This window comes from Roseibium sp. RKSG952 (genome assembly GCF_009711355.1).
This window is the reverse complement of sequence record NZ_SMMF01000928.1, coordinates 7,134-21,477: the sequence shown is the minus strand read 5'-3', so window position 1 is coordinate 21,477 and position 14,344 is coordinate 7,134. Positions and strand designations below refer to the sequence as shown.

The following is a 14,344-nucleotide window of genomic DNA, read 5'->3' as shown; positions in this document are numbered from 1 at the left end:
TCGTTACCCGACTGAGTTTTAGAATCTGTCCGGCACAAGTTATCTTGCCCGTGTGATAATTTGTTGATCCAGGCCAATGCCTACGTACATTTCGGCAAACAATTGGAATATCGTTCTGCCAAGAGAGCAATTTTCAGCTTTTTATTGCCTTGCTGGAACCATGTCGCCAATGACGTGAAGTCATGAATTCCCAGGCACTTTTCATTCCGGTCAGACCCAGACTAGCTGACAACTGGCTTCAGTCACTTTTGGTAGAAGAACGACAGTTTACGACTCACACCGCCCGGCGGCGGTGGAAAGGGAGATGCTCTGCGAACCTGATCCTTCGCAGCACGATCAATCTCCGCCGAACCCGAGCTGTCGACAACATCAACCCAGGCCAGGGTACCGTCAGGATTGATTTCGAAGAACACCTGAGCAAACCCCCGGGCTGACACATAAACAACCGGGGTCCGGTTCAAATGGACAAGCACCTCGCCAGCATAGTTCGTGACGTCCGAGTTACCGGGCCCGCGCCCCCCCGACGCAGTTCGGCCCGTTCTTTTCTTGAAGGCATCAAGACCCTCTCGCTGATAGGCACGAAGCGGCGATTCAATCACCTCTTGAGGAAAGCGCAGATCATCAAACTTTTTTGAACCTGAAAATGCACCCTGTGGTTCTGTTGACGGCGGGCGTTCCGGAAGACGTGGACGGATAGAAGAGACCACCGCCTGCTCCGATGCTTCTGTCTCGGGTTCAGTTGATGCGTCAGGAATATCGGGATCAACTGCCTCATTCTCGAGCGGAACAACGGGGACCGGAGGGGCTTCGGTAGCAGGCAAAGCTGCAAGCGTCTCTGGCTCAGGGGCCGCGGCAGGCGGAATTGCGTCTGGGTTACCTTCGGGTATTTCAACTACCTCGCCAGTTTCGGCTGGGGGTGTCTCAGTTGCACTGTCGCTGGCCTGTTCCTCGCCATCCGGTTGATCTGCTGGCTCTGACGGCTGAGGCTCGGGCGCTTCTGGCTGAACAATCGGAGCGGACCCTGTATCAGGGGCATAAACGCGTTGCGGATCCGGTGATGCGACCAACGCTTCACTTGTAGGAATTTCAGCCGGTTCAGGTTCTGGCGGAGTTTCAACAGGCGGCTCTGGCTCCGGCACCTCGGCGGGTTCGGGCTCGACTGGTTCGGCGGGCGTTTCGGCAAGATCCTCAAAGGTATTGTTCAATTCGACCGTGTTCGGCTTGGCCTGTTGAGAAGACCTCTCGGCCAGACCCGACGAAGTGGTACTAAGAGCAAATAGATGCACCACCAGCGACAGCACGATAGCTAAAGTCGCAACAAAGGCGGACTTCCGGATCATTCCAAAGCCTGCCGGGTCACAAGAAACACCGAAGAAGCACCCAGTCGGCGGAGCGCGCTTGTGATTTCGACCAAACGCGGGCCGGAAGCGTTCCGGTCAGGAACGATCCGCACAGGGCCCGTACCGTGACCAATCATGTATGTATCAGGATCAGTCGGCAGGCCCCGAAAGCTCAAAGTCCCATCCTGATGCAGGACCAGAGCGTCCGGCGGCTCACGACCCGCAAGCTCGGAGGTATCGACAAGATCCAGATCGGGATCGAGGGGCGGCGCAACCGTACCCGCGATCAGAAAGAAGATCAGCATCAGGAATACGACGTTGATCAGGGGGATTGTTGAATCGCGTTTGCGGCGTGGGCGAAGATAGCGGATCATCTGCTCACTCCAGCACCGTGACAGTCAGCCCGTCGCGCCCGCGCAACCGAACCAAAAGATCCACCAATCGCTGTGCCGATGTCCCCTCGTCGAGGCTGACAATAACCTGACCAGTCTCGACCTGCGCCTCTAACTCCTCCAGCGTTATTGGGGTGCCGTTCAGCATCAGTCGATCCGCGCCCAGTTGCACAAAGGCACGCTCAGCAGGTGTGTCAGATGACGCGGCCCCGGATGTTGCGCTGCCCAGCTCGATTTCACCGAACTTTGAAAACGTCGACGACAGCATGAAGAAGAGCAAAAGCAAAAAGATCACGTCGATGAGAGGTGTCATCGACATCGGACGCCGGACAAAGGGCGCTTTGTTACGCATGCTCAGGCGCGGCTGAGTGGCCTTCAGCGCCCGCCGCTTTGTTGAGTGACTGGCCTGGCACCAGAATTGTGCGCAGTGCCTTGTCGGCGAACACCCTTTCGCGCGCCGTTCGGCTTTCGAACCAAGACAGAACCATGGAGGTCGGCATGGCGACCGCAAGCCCCACAGCAGTGGTAACCAGAGCAACCCAGATACCGCCTGCCAACAGGGATGGATCAACCGAAGAGCCCGCTGACTGAAGGCTCTGGAATGCATTGATCATCCCGATAACCGTGCCGAACAAACCAAGCAGTGGTGCAAGCTGCGCAATGGTGTCGAGCAGACGAAAACCGCGTTCTAGCCCCGCAAGCGCCAGTCCTGCCTCGGCATCCAACCGATCATCAATGCCGGGCTTATCATACGCATCCATCGCTGCCCCCACGATGGGAGCAAGATAGCTGCTGCTTTGTTCAAGGCGTGCACGCGCCGCGCCTCGGTCACCCGCATCCCAGGCTGCCAGTGCATCGGAAAGCACGCGGTGCCGACCGACACCACAGGCCGCAAACTGCCAGAGCTTGTAGATAGCGACTGCAAGTGTCAGCACTGACATAACGATCAGAATTGCAACGACCGGCCCGCCCAGCGCAAGGATCTCCCGAAGTGAAACAAGTGGGTTCATCTGAAGAGCTCCACATCTACCCGGCTGCTCAGCGACAGCGCATCACTGCAAATTTCGCTTTCTGCGCCATCGACTGTGCATGCATTCGTACCATTGATCAGCACGCGGCCCAAATTATCGCAGGTGGTATCCGGCTGCACAAAACGGCGTACGCGATGACGGTCGGCTGGCAGCTCACCCATATCGTTAACCGTTAACCGCAGGACACTGCCCGAGGCATCGAAGACCACAAGCTCATAAACTGCGCTTTCAATCGGCACTCCGGTCTGGTTCGAAACCAGAAACGTCAAAAGGCAACCCGCATCGATATCCTCAACCGTGTTTAGCTCGACCGAAAGATCAGGCGAAGGCGGTTCTGCGGATTGCGCCAAGGCTACGGCCGGGGTCGCAGTGGCGATCAGTGCCGCAAAAGCGAAGCGACGAAACAACATTACTGGCTCCCAATTGCTTACGCGAAATTTGAAGGCCGGCGATGCTCCGCAGGCGCTTGTTCCCTCATATCGGAGACAGCTGGTTGGTAAAAGGGCCGCTATAGGCATTGTGATTTGATGATTGCGCAATTTCTTGCCTGATCGACCCGCCCGCACCCGATTGGCCTCTACATCTTAGTGATTACAATACATTGCGTGATATCTAGGGCGTCTTTCAATTTGTGCAAACTATGGGGCGTCACCAAGGACACCCCACAAGCCGCCATCGTGCAATCAGTCCAAGGCGACAACGGCCTCGACCTCGAACAACATGGGATCAATCGCGAGTTTCGGCACCGGGACCAGCGTCTGTGCGGGAAGCGTGTCTCCAAACATCCCCACGACATGCTTGGTCAGCGTCGCCAACTTCGACATGTCATGGTCAACCACATACACCGAAAGCTTAACCACCCGGGAGACGTCCGAACCGAGTGCTTCAATCACCGCCTTTAGGTTGGTATAGGCCTGCGCGACCTGAACATCGAAATCCGGAGACAGCGCACCGGTTTCGTCCTGCCCGCCCTGCCCCGAGATAAAAGCCAAACGACCGGAAATCGGGGTGATCACCGCAGTGCTGTAGCCGTTGGGCGTCGGATCATGAAGATGCGATGGATTGACGATGACCGGCGTGTGCTCTGATGTTTTGGCTGTAATCCGATCCTGATGTGTCATGCTCTTTCTCCTTGCTGAGTAATCGATGACCTCGCATATAAAAAGTAACGGTGTCACAATCTGTCACCATATATCTGGATTGCTGAAAATGGATATTCGGTCCCGCCAAGAAGAGATTGTTCGCACCCTGCGGCGTCACGGAACGTCGACTGTAGACGAGCTGACCAACGCGGTCGGCGCATCCAGACGCACGGTTCTGCGCGATATCAGTTCTCTCCGGGATCAGGGGTTTGTTATCCATTCCGAATGCGGCCGGGGCGGTGGCCTGCAGCTTGACCCGCAATCCGTTCAGACCACGGCACGCCTGTCAGTGACCGAAGTCTTCGCACTTCTCATCAGCGTCGCGGCAATGCGAGCGGCGCGCACCTTACCCTTTTCCGACCTCGCCGATGCCGGGCTAGCAAAAATCGAAAAGGCCCTGCCTGCTGATAAGGTGAAGGATCTACGCAGTATTCTGGATTGCCTGCATGTCGGACAGCTATCCCCCAAACAGGACATCGGGGATCTGGGTTCGATCGATCCTGCACTGCTGCCCGCGTTTGAGACAGCGTTCCTGCAACGGCGTCATTTGCGATTTAGCTATCGTGACGCCAAAGGCATGATTTCACACCGCGAGGTGGAACCGCAGGCGATGTTGATCCTGCCACCTTTGTGGTACCTCGTGGCATGGGATCCTGCCCGAAACGACTTCCGCCATTTTCGTATGGACCGCATCAGCGAACCCATAGTCAATGAAGAGCAGTCATTTCGCCGACGGCACGTACCATTCGAAAATGATGTCTGCCCTTTCAACGATATTAACCGCTGACCGCGCGCGTCCGGTAGGGCAATCCTGCTCACGGGGAAGTGCGCACGACCCCATCAGCAATCCATTGATCAAAAATTGCCAGTGCCTGTTCAGCAAATGCCGCATCATTGATGTGACAATCCAGCTCGACCCTTGAGACATTTTCCGGGCAGGTCTTCCGAAGCTCTTGCATGAACACCTCCAGACCTTCGGGATCATTCAGATCTTCACCGGGGCGGTCCCACTCACCGCATCCACCCAAAGGCATAATCAGAGTCGTTGGTGCCTGTGATTTCACCATCTGCTCGGAATGCGCCTGCGCCACGGCACGGCGTTCTTCGTTGTTCAGAACGATCGATCGGATCAGCCGGTTGTGATCGTGACGTGGGTGATTGACCCATTTATCGGGCAGATCGTCCCAGCCGACGATATCAACCAGATCATAACAGCCGGGCGCCACGATCTGCGGGGTTCCTGCCAGTCCCGCATTCGTCAAACGATCCGCCCCGGCTGAAATACGGGATCCGTGGATATGATTGCCCAGTTCCTGCGTACAGAAATCCATCACACAGGCGAATGCACCTTGCGCTGCAAGGCTCTCAAACGCGCGACCGCCCATGCCTGTGGCATGAAACACCGCTACTTCGAAACCCCGCGCCTCAAGAGCAGGCTTCAGTGGCACCATGTATTTTAAGGCAGATTTGCCCAGCGATGTCATACCGATAAGCGGTTTGTCACTTTGCGGTCTTTCTACAGCTCGCGCGGCACCCAACACCGCACCAGCCGCTTGAGACAGCGAAGATTTACACACCGAGTTCAACCCGTAGAGCCCCCCGGCCCACAGGATCATTTGCACGTCAGCCGCCAAACGTGCGGGTGGCATCAACGGAGAGAACGAGACGGTGGAGACGATGAATTTCGGCACTCCCAACGGCAGCGCTGCAGTAGCATCAAGCGCAAGGTCGGTACCCATGGAGCCACCCAGTATGATGATCCCGTGAAACCGCCCCTCATCATACAGACGCGCAACCAATGCAGCACATCCGCGCGCCATGATCTGCATTGCAGTGTTTTCGTCACCCGAAGCAATTGCTTCGGCAATCGATGATCCACCTTCTTCGGCGACATCATGTTTGGAATAGTCGGTGGGCGCAGACGGATCACCCAACACGCTCACATCCATTGACAAAACCTGCCCGCCCTGCCCCAGGATGCAATCTGCAAGATAGTTCAGTTCATCATCCTTGGTGTCATATGTCCCGACGATCAGGATTGTCTTGTCGCTCATGTGTTCCTCCCTGCCCGATCTTTGTCAGAGCTGTATCCAGGCCGATTTCAGATCGACGTATTTATGCAATGCGTGAAGGCTCTTGTCGTGACCATTGCCGGACTGCCTCACACCACCCAGAGGTACCGTGCCATCCGAGCCGCCATAGGTATTCACATGCACAACACCAGCGCGAATGGACCGGATCATGCGATGCGCCCGGCTCAGGTCTGCGGTCCAGAGCCCCGACGCCAATCCGTAGACAGTGGAGTTCGCCAGATCGGAGGCCTGTTCCTCGGTATCAAACGGGGTCACCGCCAGCACGGGGCCGAATACTTCTTGCTGGTTCAGGGTGTCGTTGCGGCCGACATTCGTCATCACCGTCGGTTCCATATAAAACCCGCCAGTCTCTTCGAGAATGCGTTTGCCGCCAAGCGCCAGATCAGCGCCCTCGGCCAGTGCCTTATCAACGAATCCAAGATCCTGCTCCAGCTGCACCTTGGAGTGTACTGCGCCCACATCCGATGACAGATCTAACGGATCACCAACTGTCAGCTTACGCGCATGACGGATCAGCGCATCGACGAATTGATCATGGATCGAACGCTCAACCACCAGCCGTGACCCGGCTACGCACACCTGCCCCGAGTTGCGGAAGATACCGTTCGCCGACACCTTGGCTGCATGATCCAGATCTTTGACGTCGGCAAACACGATGTTGGGGGATTTTCCTCCCAGTTCCAAGTAGCACCGCTTAAGGTTCGAACGGGCCGAATACTCCAACAGACGGCGACCCACGCCGCCCGATCCGGTAAAGACCAGAACATCCACTTCCATCGACAGGCCAATGGCTTCGCCAACCACCGAACCTTTGCCAGTCACGACGTTGAACACACCTTCGGGGACGCCAGCCTCGACGGCCAGTTCCGCCAGTCTCAGTATCGACAGCGAGGCGCTTTCTGCGGGTTTCACAACAATCGAGTTACCGGTTGCCAGCGCTGGCGCGATCTTCCAAGCGCCGATCATCAAAGGAAAGTTCCACGGCAGGATTGCGCCTACAACGCCCACCGGTTCGTGATAGACAAGACCCAGAACATTCTCTGCCGTTGGTGCGACCTCGCCATAAACCTTATCGATAGCCTCGGCATAATAGCGGAAGGTTCCTGCGGCCGAGCCGCTCTCCGCCTTGAAGGCCATGCCGATCTCGGTGCCATTGTCACGCACACCCTGTACAGCAAGCGCCAACGCTTCGCGTTCGATCAGTTCGGCCAGACGCAGCAGCACCTTTTTCCGGGCAGCAGGTGGCTGGCCAGCCCAGACGCGCCTGTCGAAAGCGCGGCGGGCGGCAGTGACTGCACGATTGACATCCTCCGCACCACCGGCGGCCAGCGTTGTAATCACCTGCCCATCGATGGGCGAGATGACATCAAGGCGAGCGCCGCTTGTGGCATCCGTCATCTGGCCGTCGATGAAATGGCCTTTGGGGGGGATGACCTCAGCGCGTAGTGCGTTCAAGTCGGTCTGCGTCATCGCCATCAGACTGGTTCCTTTTGCGGTGTTCGATAACCAGCACCCGGACGTGGATAATCAAGACGGCCACGATGATGCTGAAGATGATGAATGAGATCGGCCGGTCGATCATGTCGAGTGGCGTTTTCAGCCGTGGCATCGCGGTACGCAGCTTGGTCTCCATGATGCCACCCAGAACCATACCCAGAATGATCGGCACAATCGGCAGGTTCAGACGCTTGAGGATCAGGCCCAAAACCCCAAACGCCGAGGCAATCACACAGTCGGTGAACGAGTTACGCAGGGAGTACACGCCGACAAAGCTAAGCGTCAGGATCAACACGCCCAGGAACCGTGTCGGGATCTGCACCACCTTGAGCAGCTTGTTGGTCGACACCATCAAGAAGCCCAGCACCAGTACGTTCAGCACCAGAAGTGCGATATAGATCGCGACAACAAAGTCCATCTGCTGCTCGAATAGCTGCGGACCCGGTAGAACATTGTGCACATAGAACACCGACAACATCATCGCCGTCAGCGCCTCGCCGGGAATACCCAGTGCCAGTAGCGGGATCATCGCAGCGGCAGGTACGGCGTTGTTGGCGGTTTCCGAGGCTACCAGACCTTCCGGAGAGCCTTTTCCAAACAGCTGGGGCTTTTTCGAGGTTTTCTGCGCGTAGGTATAGGATAGGAACTGAGCGGTGAATTCGCCCACGCCGGGGATCATGCCCATCAGCACCCCAAAGCTGGCCGAGACAGAGGCCACACGTTTGTGACCCAAGAGCTCTTTCACACCGCCAAACAGATTCCCCTCAACCTTGGCGGCATCAGGTGCATGGTCACGTTCAAGCAACAACAGGAACGCCTGGCTGAGAGCAAATAGTCCCAGAACTACAACGATCACATTCATGCCTGAACTCAGCCAGCTCTGCCCAAAGGTAAAGCGCTGAGAGTAGTTCACAGGCTCAAGACCGATGGTCGCCAGAAGAATGCCGAAACAGGCCATCATGCCGGCAGCCATGATCTGCCCTCTGTGGGCCAGCACGACAAGAATGATACCTAGAAGCGCCGCCAGAAAGATCTCTCGACTGCCGAAATGTGGGGCGACCTTGGCAAGCAGCGGCGCCATCAGGATCAGCACAACGACCGAGAAGATGCCGCCGAAGAAGGACGAGAAGTAGGCCAGTGACAAGGCCCGTCGTCCGTCCCCCGCCTTGGTCATAGGATAACCGTCATAGGTGGTCAGGGCATTCACCGCCGTTCCTGGAGTATTAACCAGAATGGCTGGGATCGCGCCCCCAAAGGCCGAGGAGCCATATATACCCAACAGAATGATTAGACCCACAATCGGGTCGAGTGAAAACGTAGCAGGTAACAGGATCGCAATGGCCACCGCAGGACCAACGCCGGGGATCGAACCAATTATGACACCGCCGAAGGAGCCGATCATCAGCGCAACGATCACATCCCAACGGGCCAGAATCTCGAGGCTTGAGAGAAAGATGTCCATGTCGGCCTCACATATAGGTCAGCATGAAGGCACGTATGCCATCGGGGAGGTGCTCGTAGATGGCACCGCCGGGGATCTTCACCTGAAGCAGGCCCCTAAAAAGGATGACGATGAACAGACCGGACCCGGCCGCCGCCAACAGCATCTTGCTGTCGCGATACCCAACACGCAGAGCCAGCAGCACCGAAAACACCAGTGTGGTCGGCAGATAGCCGGTGATTGGTACGAGATAAACGTAGATCAGGAACCACGCCACGTATTCGAGTGACCGGGCCCAGAACCACATTTCCTTCAGACGACCGTAAATACGCGGAGACCACAGCGATCCAATAAGGTGCAAAGTACCAAAGAGGACCATGCCGCCAACCGCGACTGCGGGCCAGAACCGGGGCTGCACAAACAGCGACTTGCGCGCCACCCATTTGGTCTGGTCACCCAGCTGCGTCAGCAACGCCACCGAGAACACCAGAAAGAATATTGCGAAAACCAGATCCCCCGGTTTGCGGTATCGCTGAAACAACTGTTGAAGCGTCTTTGTCCTGACCATGTACCTTCTCGCGCGCCGAAGATGTAAATTGGGCGCCGGATTATCCCGGCGCCCGCTTTTCCTTGACCAGGTTACTCGCCCAGAAGCTTTTCAATGGCAGCGAACGAGTCTCTGTCGCTCTGGATCTGGGCGTTGGACGCTTCGGCATCCTGCCAGTAGATCAGCGCACCAGTCCGTTCGGCCAGTTCGCTGGCCTCATCCGACTGCAGCGCCTTTTGCGCCACCGCGATGATCTTTTCACGTACATCTGCAGGCGTATCCTTGTGAACGAACAACCCGTTCCAAAGCGCCAGCTGCAGCGACGGATCGATTTCGGAAACGGTGGGGACATCCGGCGTTTGGCTGGTGCGCGCACCACCAATCGATGCGAGGATCACTACATCGTCCCGGCATGCACTGATCTGCTGAATGGTCGTGTTGATCACGTCTACATCGCCCGACGCCAGAACGTTACAGTCAACGTTATCGAACGCCGTTTCAGCCGCGAAATCAAAGCCCATATTCTTGGCCAGCGCAAAGGTCACTTTGGTAGGCGGCAGGAAGGAACCGAAGTGGCCCAGCGTTACGTCGTTGTCCTTGGCATAGGCCGCCAGCTCTTCCATGCTGGAATAGTTGTCGTTTTTGGATGCCGCGATCACGAACGGATAGGTCAGAAAAATACCCAGCGGATCAAACGGGTTCGGGTTGAGTTCGGGAATGCCGATATCCGGCCCGATGACCGGAACACCGATCACGAAGGAACCCACGGTGTACCCGTCCGCTGGCGCGGTCGCCACCGAAACGGCACCCGGGAAGGGGCCGCCGCCACCGCCGGGCTTATTCACCACGGCTGCCGGAACACCATAGGTTTCCTGAAACTCCTCAGCGATCAGGCGGGTCAGTACATCCTCAAGATCACCCGGCGGCCACGGCACAACAAACGACACTGGCTTTTCAGGATATTCAGCCGCGACAGGCCCTGCGATCAGGGCCGATGCGCCCACGACGGCCAGCGCCACTTTTTGAGCGAGTTTATTCATAAGTTCCTCCCGTTGATGGTATCGAGTACCCATTATCGGTTACAATAATGAACCGCTTATTCTTATTAATAGTTGTCATAGTAATTAATTTATGTCAAGTAATGACCAAGAGATCGCGCATTCAGTCAGCAAGGGAGGCCGGTACAAGGCATGGGAACGACGACCAAATCACTCAAGTTGCTGGATCATTTCTCGGCCGCGCAGCCCGAGATCGGGCTGTCTTCGCTCGCCCGCCTGTCCAAACGCGACAAAGCCTCGGTCTATCGATCCCTGAACGAACTCGCCGAACTGGGTTTTGTCGAACAGAATCGACACACAAAACGGTACAGGCTAGGCCCGACCGTTATCCGCCTTGCCAACGTGCGTGAGGCTACGGTTCCCATAAAAGATGCAGTCGCCGAGCCATTGGCGCAGCTGGTGTCAGCTGTCCGCGAAACGGCTCACGTTACGCTGCTGAACGGCACCGGGTTGATCGTCGCCGAATTCTGCCAGTCGCGCCACCACGGCACCCGGGTCGAGATTGAAACCGCTGATATCCTGCCCCTGCACGCTACGGCTTCGGGATGTGCGATCATGGCTTTTGCCGACCCCGGTCTGATTGACCGCGTATTGTCTGCGCCTCTTCAATCGATCACGCAGAACACGGTGACCGATCCCGCCCTGATCCGAAGCAAGGTGGACGACGCCCGACGCATCGGGTTCGGCCTGTCAGATGGTGAGTATGAATCTGATGTCTGCAGCATGGCCGCTCCGATTTTTGACCCGAACAATGACTGCATCGGAGCGGTTTCGGTCGCCTGCCCCAAATCACGACTGGATACCGAACTGAAATTTCAGATTCGCGAAAACCTGAAACCTGCCGCACGCGCGATCTCATCGGCCTGCGGAGGCCAGGTTCCCCCTACCCTGGAGGAGATCTGGAAACTGAACGACCCGACCTGAAATGCTTGAAGCGCCTTTCCGATGACGGGAAAGGCGATCAGGTCGGCGGGACAAAACTAATACGCTCCGGCGCCGCGACCGCTGCCCGTGGCCAAGATCACCTAAGACTACCCTGTTCTGAGCAAGGACATCTGAGCATGAAAACCGAGAACTTTATCAAAGAACACAACGCCCGCCAGTTCTGGCAGCCCATGACCCATCCCGCGGAGGCCCAGAAGAATCCTCCCAAAATCATCACTGGCGCGTCAGGCGTGCGCATCACGGATATCGACGGACATGAATCGCTCGACGCAGTCGGTGGCCTATGGAACGTCAATCTTGGCTATTCCAACGACGTTGTGAAGCAAGCCATAGCCACCCAGTTGGATACCCTGCCCTATTATTCGACATTCCGTGGCACCACCAACGATGCTTCGATCGAGCTGGCCTATGAACTGTGTGATTTCTTTCAACCCGAAGGCATCAAGCGGGTGTTTTTCACATCGGGCGGATCGGATTCTGTTGAAAGCGCCCTGCGTCTGGCACGCCAATATCACAAGCTGCGCGGCGAGCCGGGCCGAACCAAGTACCTCTCGTTGAAAAAGGGGTATCACGGCACCCATACCGGCGGCGCGTCGGTCAATGGTAACAATAAATTCCGCACCGCATATGAACCGCTTCTGCCGGGCTGCTTCCACATCCCTGCCCCCTATACCTACCGCAACCCCTTCAACGAGACGGATCCTGCCAAACTGGCTCAACTCTGCGCCGCCACTTTGGAAGATGAAATCAAGTTTCAGGATCCTTCGACGATTGCAGCCTTTATCATGGAACCGATCCTTGGTGCGGGCGGTGTAATCCCGCCGCATAAAAGCTTCATGCCCATGGTTCGCGAGATCTGCGACAAACACGGTATTCTGCTGATCTCGGACGAGGTCATCACCGCGTTTGGCCGAACAGGGGCTTGGTCAGGTGCCCGCCTTTGGGGTGTGCAACCAGATATGATGTCGACCGCCAAGGCTGTCACGAACGGGTACTTCCCGTTTGGCGCCGTGCTTATCGGAGAGAAGATGGCCGAAGTCTTTGAAAGCGACACCTCGGGCATGGGTGCCATCAGTCATGGCTACACCTATTCCGGCCACCCGGTTGGTGCCGCGGCTGCGATCGCTTGTCTGGCAGAAACCAAACGCATCGACGTGGCTTCAAACGCCGCCGCACGCGGGGCCCAGTTGTTCGCCGGCCTCAAAGAGCTAAAAGCCAAGCATCAGGCAATAGGTGACGTACGCGGTGGGCATGGCCTGATGGCCGCGGTTGAAACCGTATCAGATCCGGCAGCAAAAACACCCGCCTCGGGTGGCACAATGGCCAGAATCTTTGACGTCGCATACGAAAACAACGTGATGTTGCGGATATCGGGCAACAACATCATCCTATCGCCGCCACTGATCATCTCGGAACAGGATGTGTCGGACATCTTGTCGGCAATTGATGCAGGATTCGCGGCACTCTGATCAGCGGAAAACAACTCCGATGAATGCCGACAAGCTGGGCAAGATCGATGCCCGGCTTGTTGGTGTTTAACCCCATACCAGCGCCACCAATCGGCGTGTCAAACCGATGGCCTTAAGCAAGTACAAGAGCGTGGCTGATGGCAAGCTGGCTAACAACCCTCGGCCGTTGCCTCGACCGTGTCAAACCGCCCTGCTGCCAAAGCCTGCGGGTCGATCCAGAGCTGCAACGCACCGCTGTCGCCCCACATCATGTTGGCCATGCCATCAGTATCCACTTCCAGCAACAGTACTTTATCAGACATCCGCTCAGGCGCGTCTTGAATCGACAAGCCGGCGCCGAACATTCGGTGACGTGTGCAACCAACGCGATTGGCCATGCGCCCCAACATGTCGTCTGTCATGCCGGCCGGAACTCCATTGACCGTGATATAAGGCCACGCGCTTTCAAGCCCACCGAAAAGCCCCCTCTGCAACATTGAGCCCAGCACGATCGCTGCTTGCCCATCATCATAATCTTTGCTGAGGGTGCTGCGCGCGACGTTGCGAATGATCGGGTCACCTTCGACTATCTCGCCGTTCTTGTCTTTGCGCGGAGTTTCAACCTTGTCCCGGATCACTTCCGGTATCCGGGCATCCAAGCCGATCAGAAATTCACGAAAGGCAGCCGCGCGTTCCACCGGCACTTCGGATACAGGTTCGTGGGCGGCAGCCTCTTCAACCCAGGCACGGCAGGTTTCAGGGACATCACCCCCAAAAATATCCGCAATCGGAGCTTCATGCCAGCTTCGCTTGCGAACAGGCTGTTGCGGCTTTGGCTCCACGGGCGGCGGCGTTTTGATAGCGAACAAGAGGCGGGCCAACAGACTTTGGTTCTTTAGGTTTGTGGGCGCTGAACGCGGGGGCTTCAGGGCGAATGCAACCCTTCGCATCAAGCTTTCCTGCTGCAGGTTGGAATCCGATACGCTCACACCCGATTTTGCGTCGCGCCCGACCGCTCTGGCTGTTTCCGCCCAAAGCGTCAGGGCAATTCGTTCCACCATTATCCAGGACCAGGTAAAATTGGCGCCAAAGTCGCCATACTTGATTTCTTTTCCATCCCCGTCCGTTTTGCTGCCGGACATACCGAGCGCGGTGTTTGGCAACCAGTTCGGTACAAGCTTCAGATTGTTGCATTTGGCCGCGTAGTCTGAAGCAGGCATTTGCCCCGCGCACCAGTCTTTCCAAAGCTGAAAGCTATCGGATGAGATTTGAGGTTGGGTGCTGGTATCAGCCACCGGTGCATGAGCCGAATGCTGCATTTCCGTGCCCAAGGTGACATCAGCACCGATCAGCAACGGGACGCGCGGAAAACTTTTGGGAGGTGAAACTATCTGCAATGCTTCGGGGGCA

At 56.8% G+C, this 14,344-nt stretch carries 15 protein-coding genes; 3 read left to right on the top strand and 12 right to left on the bottom strand.

All coding sequences use genetic code 11. The features are described from left to right. Positions 1–242: 242 nt before the first annotated feature. The 6 genes from E1297_RS23665 to E1297_RS23640 form a co-directional block, all read right to left on the bottom strand. Positions 243–1,340, bottom strand: a complete 1,098-nt coding sequence (locus tag E1297_RS23665) for an energy transducer TonB (protein ID WP_155142922.1) — start codon at positions 1,338–1,340, stop codon at positions 243–245. Then, positions 1,337–1,714: a biopolymer transporter ExbD gene (locus E1297_RS23660; protein ID WP_155142921.1), complete on the bottom strand. Its 378-nt coding sequence runs from the start codon at positions 1,712–1,714 to the stop codon at positions 1,337–1,339. Before E1297_RS23660 ends, E1297_RS23665 begins: the two co-directional genes overlap by 4 nt. 4 nt (positions 1,715–1,718) lie before the next feature. Beyond that, positions 1,719–2,084: a biopolymer transporter ExbD gene (locus E1297_RS23655; RefSeq protein ID WP_209015958.1), complete on the bottom strand. Its 366-nt coding sequence runs from the start codon at positions 2,082–2,084 to the stop codon at positions 1,719–1,721. Next, positions 2,077–2,742 carry a MotA/TolQ/ExbB proton channel family protein gene (locus E1297_RS23650; protein ID WP_155142919.1) on the bottom strand — a complete coding sequence of 222 codons (666 nt, stop codon included), beginning with the start codon at positions 2,740–2,742 and terminating at the stop codon, positions 2,077–2,079. Before E1297_RS23650 ends, E1297_RS23655 begins: the two co-directional genes overlap by 8 nt. Further along, the gene (locus tag E1297_RS23645) at positions 2,739–3,173 is read right to left on the bottom strand and encodes a hypothetical protein (RefSeq protein ID WP_155142917.1); all 435 of its coding nucleotides are present in this window, start codon (positions 3,171–3,173) and stop codon (positions 2,739–2,741) included. Before E1297_RS23645 ends, E1297_RS23650 begins: the two co-directional genes overlap by 4 nt. A 273-nt stretch (positions 3,174–3,446) precedes the next feature. After that, complete coding sequence (locus E1297_RS23640; protein ID WP_155142915.1) at positions 3,447–3,884, bottom strand: RidA family protein; 438 nt, start codon at positions 3,882–3,884, stop codon at positions 3,447–3,449. An 88-nt stretch (positions 3,885–3,972) separates the two neighbouring features. Here E1297_RS23640 and E1297_RS23635 point away from each other — a divergent pair, with 88 nt between their 5' ends. Continuing rightward, positions 3,973–4,692 carry a YafY family protein gene (locus tag E1297_RS23635; RefSeq protein WP_155142913.1) on the top strand — a complete coding sequence of 240 codons (720 nt, stop codon included), beginning with the start codon at positions 3,973–3,975 and terminating at the stop codon, positions 4,690–4,692. Positions 4,693–4,720: 28 nt separating this feature from the next. Here the strand turns inward: E1297_RS23635 and E1297_RS23630 are convergent, their stop codons facing one another. The 5 genes from E1297_RS23630 to E1297_RS23610 form a co-directional block, all read right to left on the bottom strand. After that, complete coding sequence (locus E1297_RS23630; RefSeq protein WP_155142911.1) at positions 4,721–5,959, bottom strand: Tm-1-like ATP-binding domain-containing protein; 1,239 nt, start codon at positions 5,957–5,959, stop codon at positions 4,721–4,723. A 24-nt stretch (positions 5,960–5,983) separates the two neighbouring features. Then, entirely contained in the window at positions 5,984–7,468 is a 1,485-nt protein-coding gene (locus E1297_RS23625) for an aldehyde dehydrogenase (protein ID WP_155143006.1), read from the bottom strand. Further along, entirely contained in the window at positions 7,434–8,957 is a 1,524-nt protein-coding gene (locus E1297_RS23620) for a tripartite tricarboxylate transporter permease (protein ID WP_155142909.1), read from the bottom strand. Before E1297_RS23620 ends, E1297_RS23625 begins: the two co-directional genes overlap by 35 nt. 7 nt (positions 8,958–8,964) lie before the next feature. Further along, a complete protein-coding gene (locus E1297_RS23615; RefSeq protein ID WP_155142907.1) occupies positions 8,965–9,504 on the bottom strand; it encodes a tripartite tricarboxylate transporter TctB family protein in 540 nt (179 codons plus the stop codon). 71 nt (positions 9,505–9,575) lie between these two features. Next, complete coding sequence (locus E1297_RS23610) at positions 9,576–10,523, bottom strand: tripartite tricarboxylate transporter substrate-binding protein (protein ID WP_155142905.1); 948 nt, start codon at positions 10,521–10,523, stop codon at positions 9,576–9,578. 150 nt (positions 10,524–10,673) lie between these two features. Here E1297_RS23610 and E1297_RS23605 point away from each other — a divergent pair, with 150 nt between their 5' ends. Beyond that, positions 10,674–11,465, top strand: a complete 792-nt coding sequence (locus E1297_RS23605) for an IclR family transcriptional regulator (protein ID WP_155142902.1) — start codon at positions 10,674–10,676, stop codon at positions 11,463–11,465. A gap of 137 nt (positions 11,466–11,602) precedes the next feature. Continuing rightward, positions 11,603–12,955, top strand: coding sequence for an aspartate aminotransferase family protein (locus E1297_RS23600; protein WP_155142900.1), 1,353 nt, complete (start codon positions 11,603–11,605; stop codon positions 12,953–12,955). A gap of 149 nt (positions 12,956–13,104) precedes the next feature. Here E1297_RS23600 and E1297_RS23595 read toward each other — a convergent pair. After that, positions 13,105–14,344 (bottom strand): DUF1963 domain-containing protein (locus E1297_RS23595; protein ID WP_196223394.1); only part of this gene is annotated, 1,240 nt, incomplete at its 5' end.

Excerpts from the sequence above, each read along its gene's own strand:
- E1297_RS23665 (WP_155142922.1), bottom strand. The coding sequence starts at position 1,340 with ATGATCCGGAAGTCCGCCTTTGTTGCGACTTTAGCTATCGTGCTGTCG.
- E1297_RS23660 (WP_155142921.1), bottom strand. The coding sequence starts at position 1,714 with ATGATCCGCTATCTTCGCCCACGCCGCAAACGCGATTCAACAATCCCC.
- E1297_RS23655 (WP_209015958.1), bottom strand. The coding sequence starts at position 2,084 with ATGCGTAACAAAGCGCCCTTTGTCCGGCGTCCGATGTCGATGACACCT.
- E1297_RS23650 (WP_155142919.1), bottom strand. The coding sequence starts at position 2,742 with ATGAACCCACTTGTTTCACTTCGGGAGATCCTTGCGCTGGGCGGGCCG.
- E1297_RS23645 (WP_155142917.1), bottom strand. The coding sequence starts at position 3,173 with ATGTTGTTTCGTCGCTTCGCTTTTGCGGCACTGATCGCCACTGCGACC.
- E1297_RS23640 (WP_155142915.1), bottom strand. The coding sequence starts at position 3,884 with ATGACACATCAGGATCGGATTACAGCCAAAACATCAGAGCACACGCCG.
- E1297_RS23635 (WP_155142913.1), top strand. The coding sequence starts at position 3,973 with ATGGATATTCGGTCCCGCCAAGAAGAGATTGTTCGCACCCTGCGGCGT.
- E1297_RS23630 (WP_155142911.1), bottom strand. The coding sequence starts at position 5,959 with ATGAGCGACAAGACAATCCTGATCGTCGGGACATATGACACCAAGGAT.
- E1297_RS23625 (WP_155143006.1), bottom strand. The coding sequence starts at position 7,468 with ATGACGCAGACCGACTTGAACGCACTACGCGCTGAGGTCATCCCCCCC.
- E1297_RS23620 (WP_155142909.1), bottom strand. The coding sequence starts at position 8,957 with ATGGACATCTTTCTCTCAAGCCTCGAGATTCTGGCCCGTTGGGATGTG.
- E1297_RS23615 (WP_155142907.1), bottom strand. The coding sequence starts at position 9,504 with ATGGTCAGGACAAAGACGCTTCAACAGTTGTTTCAGCGATACCGCAAA.
- E1297_RS23610 (WP_155142905.1), bottom strand. The coding sequence starts at position 10,523 with ATGAATAAACTCGCTCAAAAAGTGGCGCTGGCCGTCGTGGGCGCATCG.
- E1297_RS23605 (WP_155142902.1), top strand. The coding sequence starts at position 10,674 with ATGGGAACGACGACCAAATCACTCAAGTTGCTGGATCATTTCTCGGCC.
- E1297_RS23600 (WP_155142900.1), top strand. The coding sequence starts at position 11,603 with ATGAAAACCGAGAACTTTATCAAAGAACACAACGCCCGCCAGTTCTGG.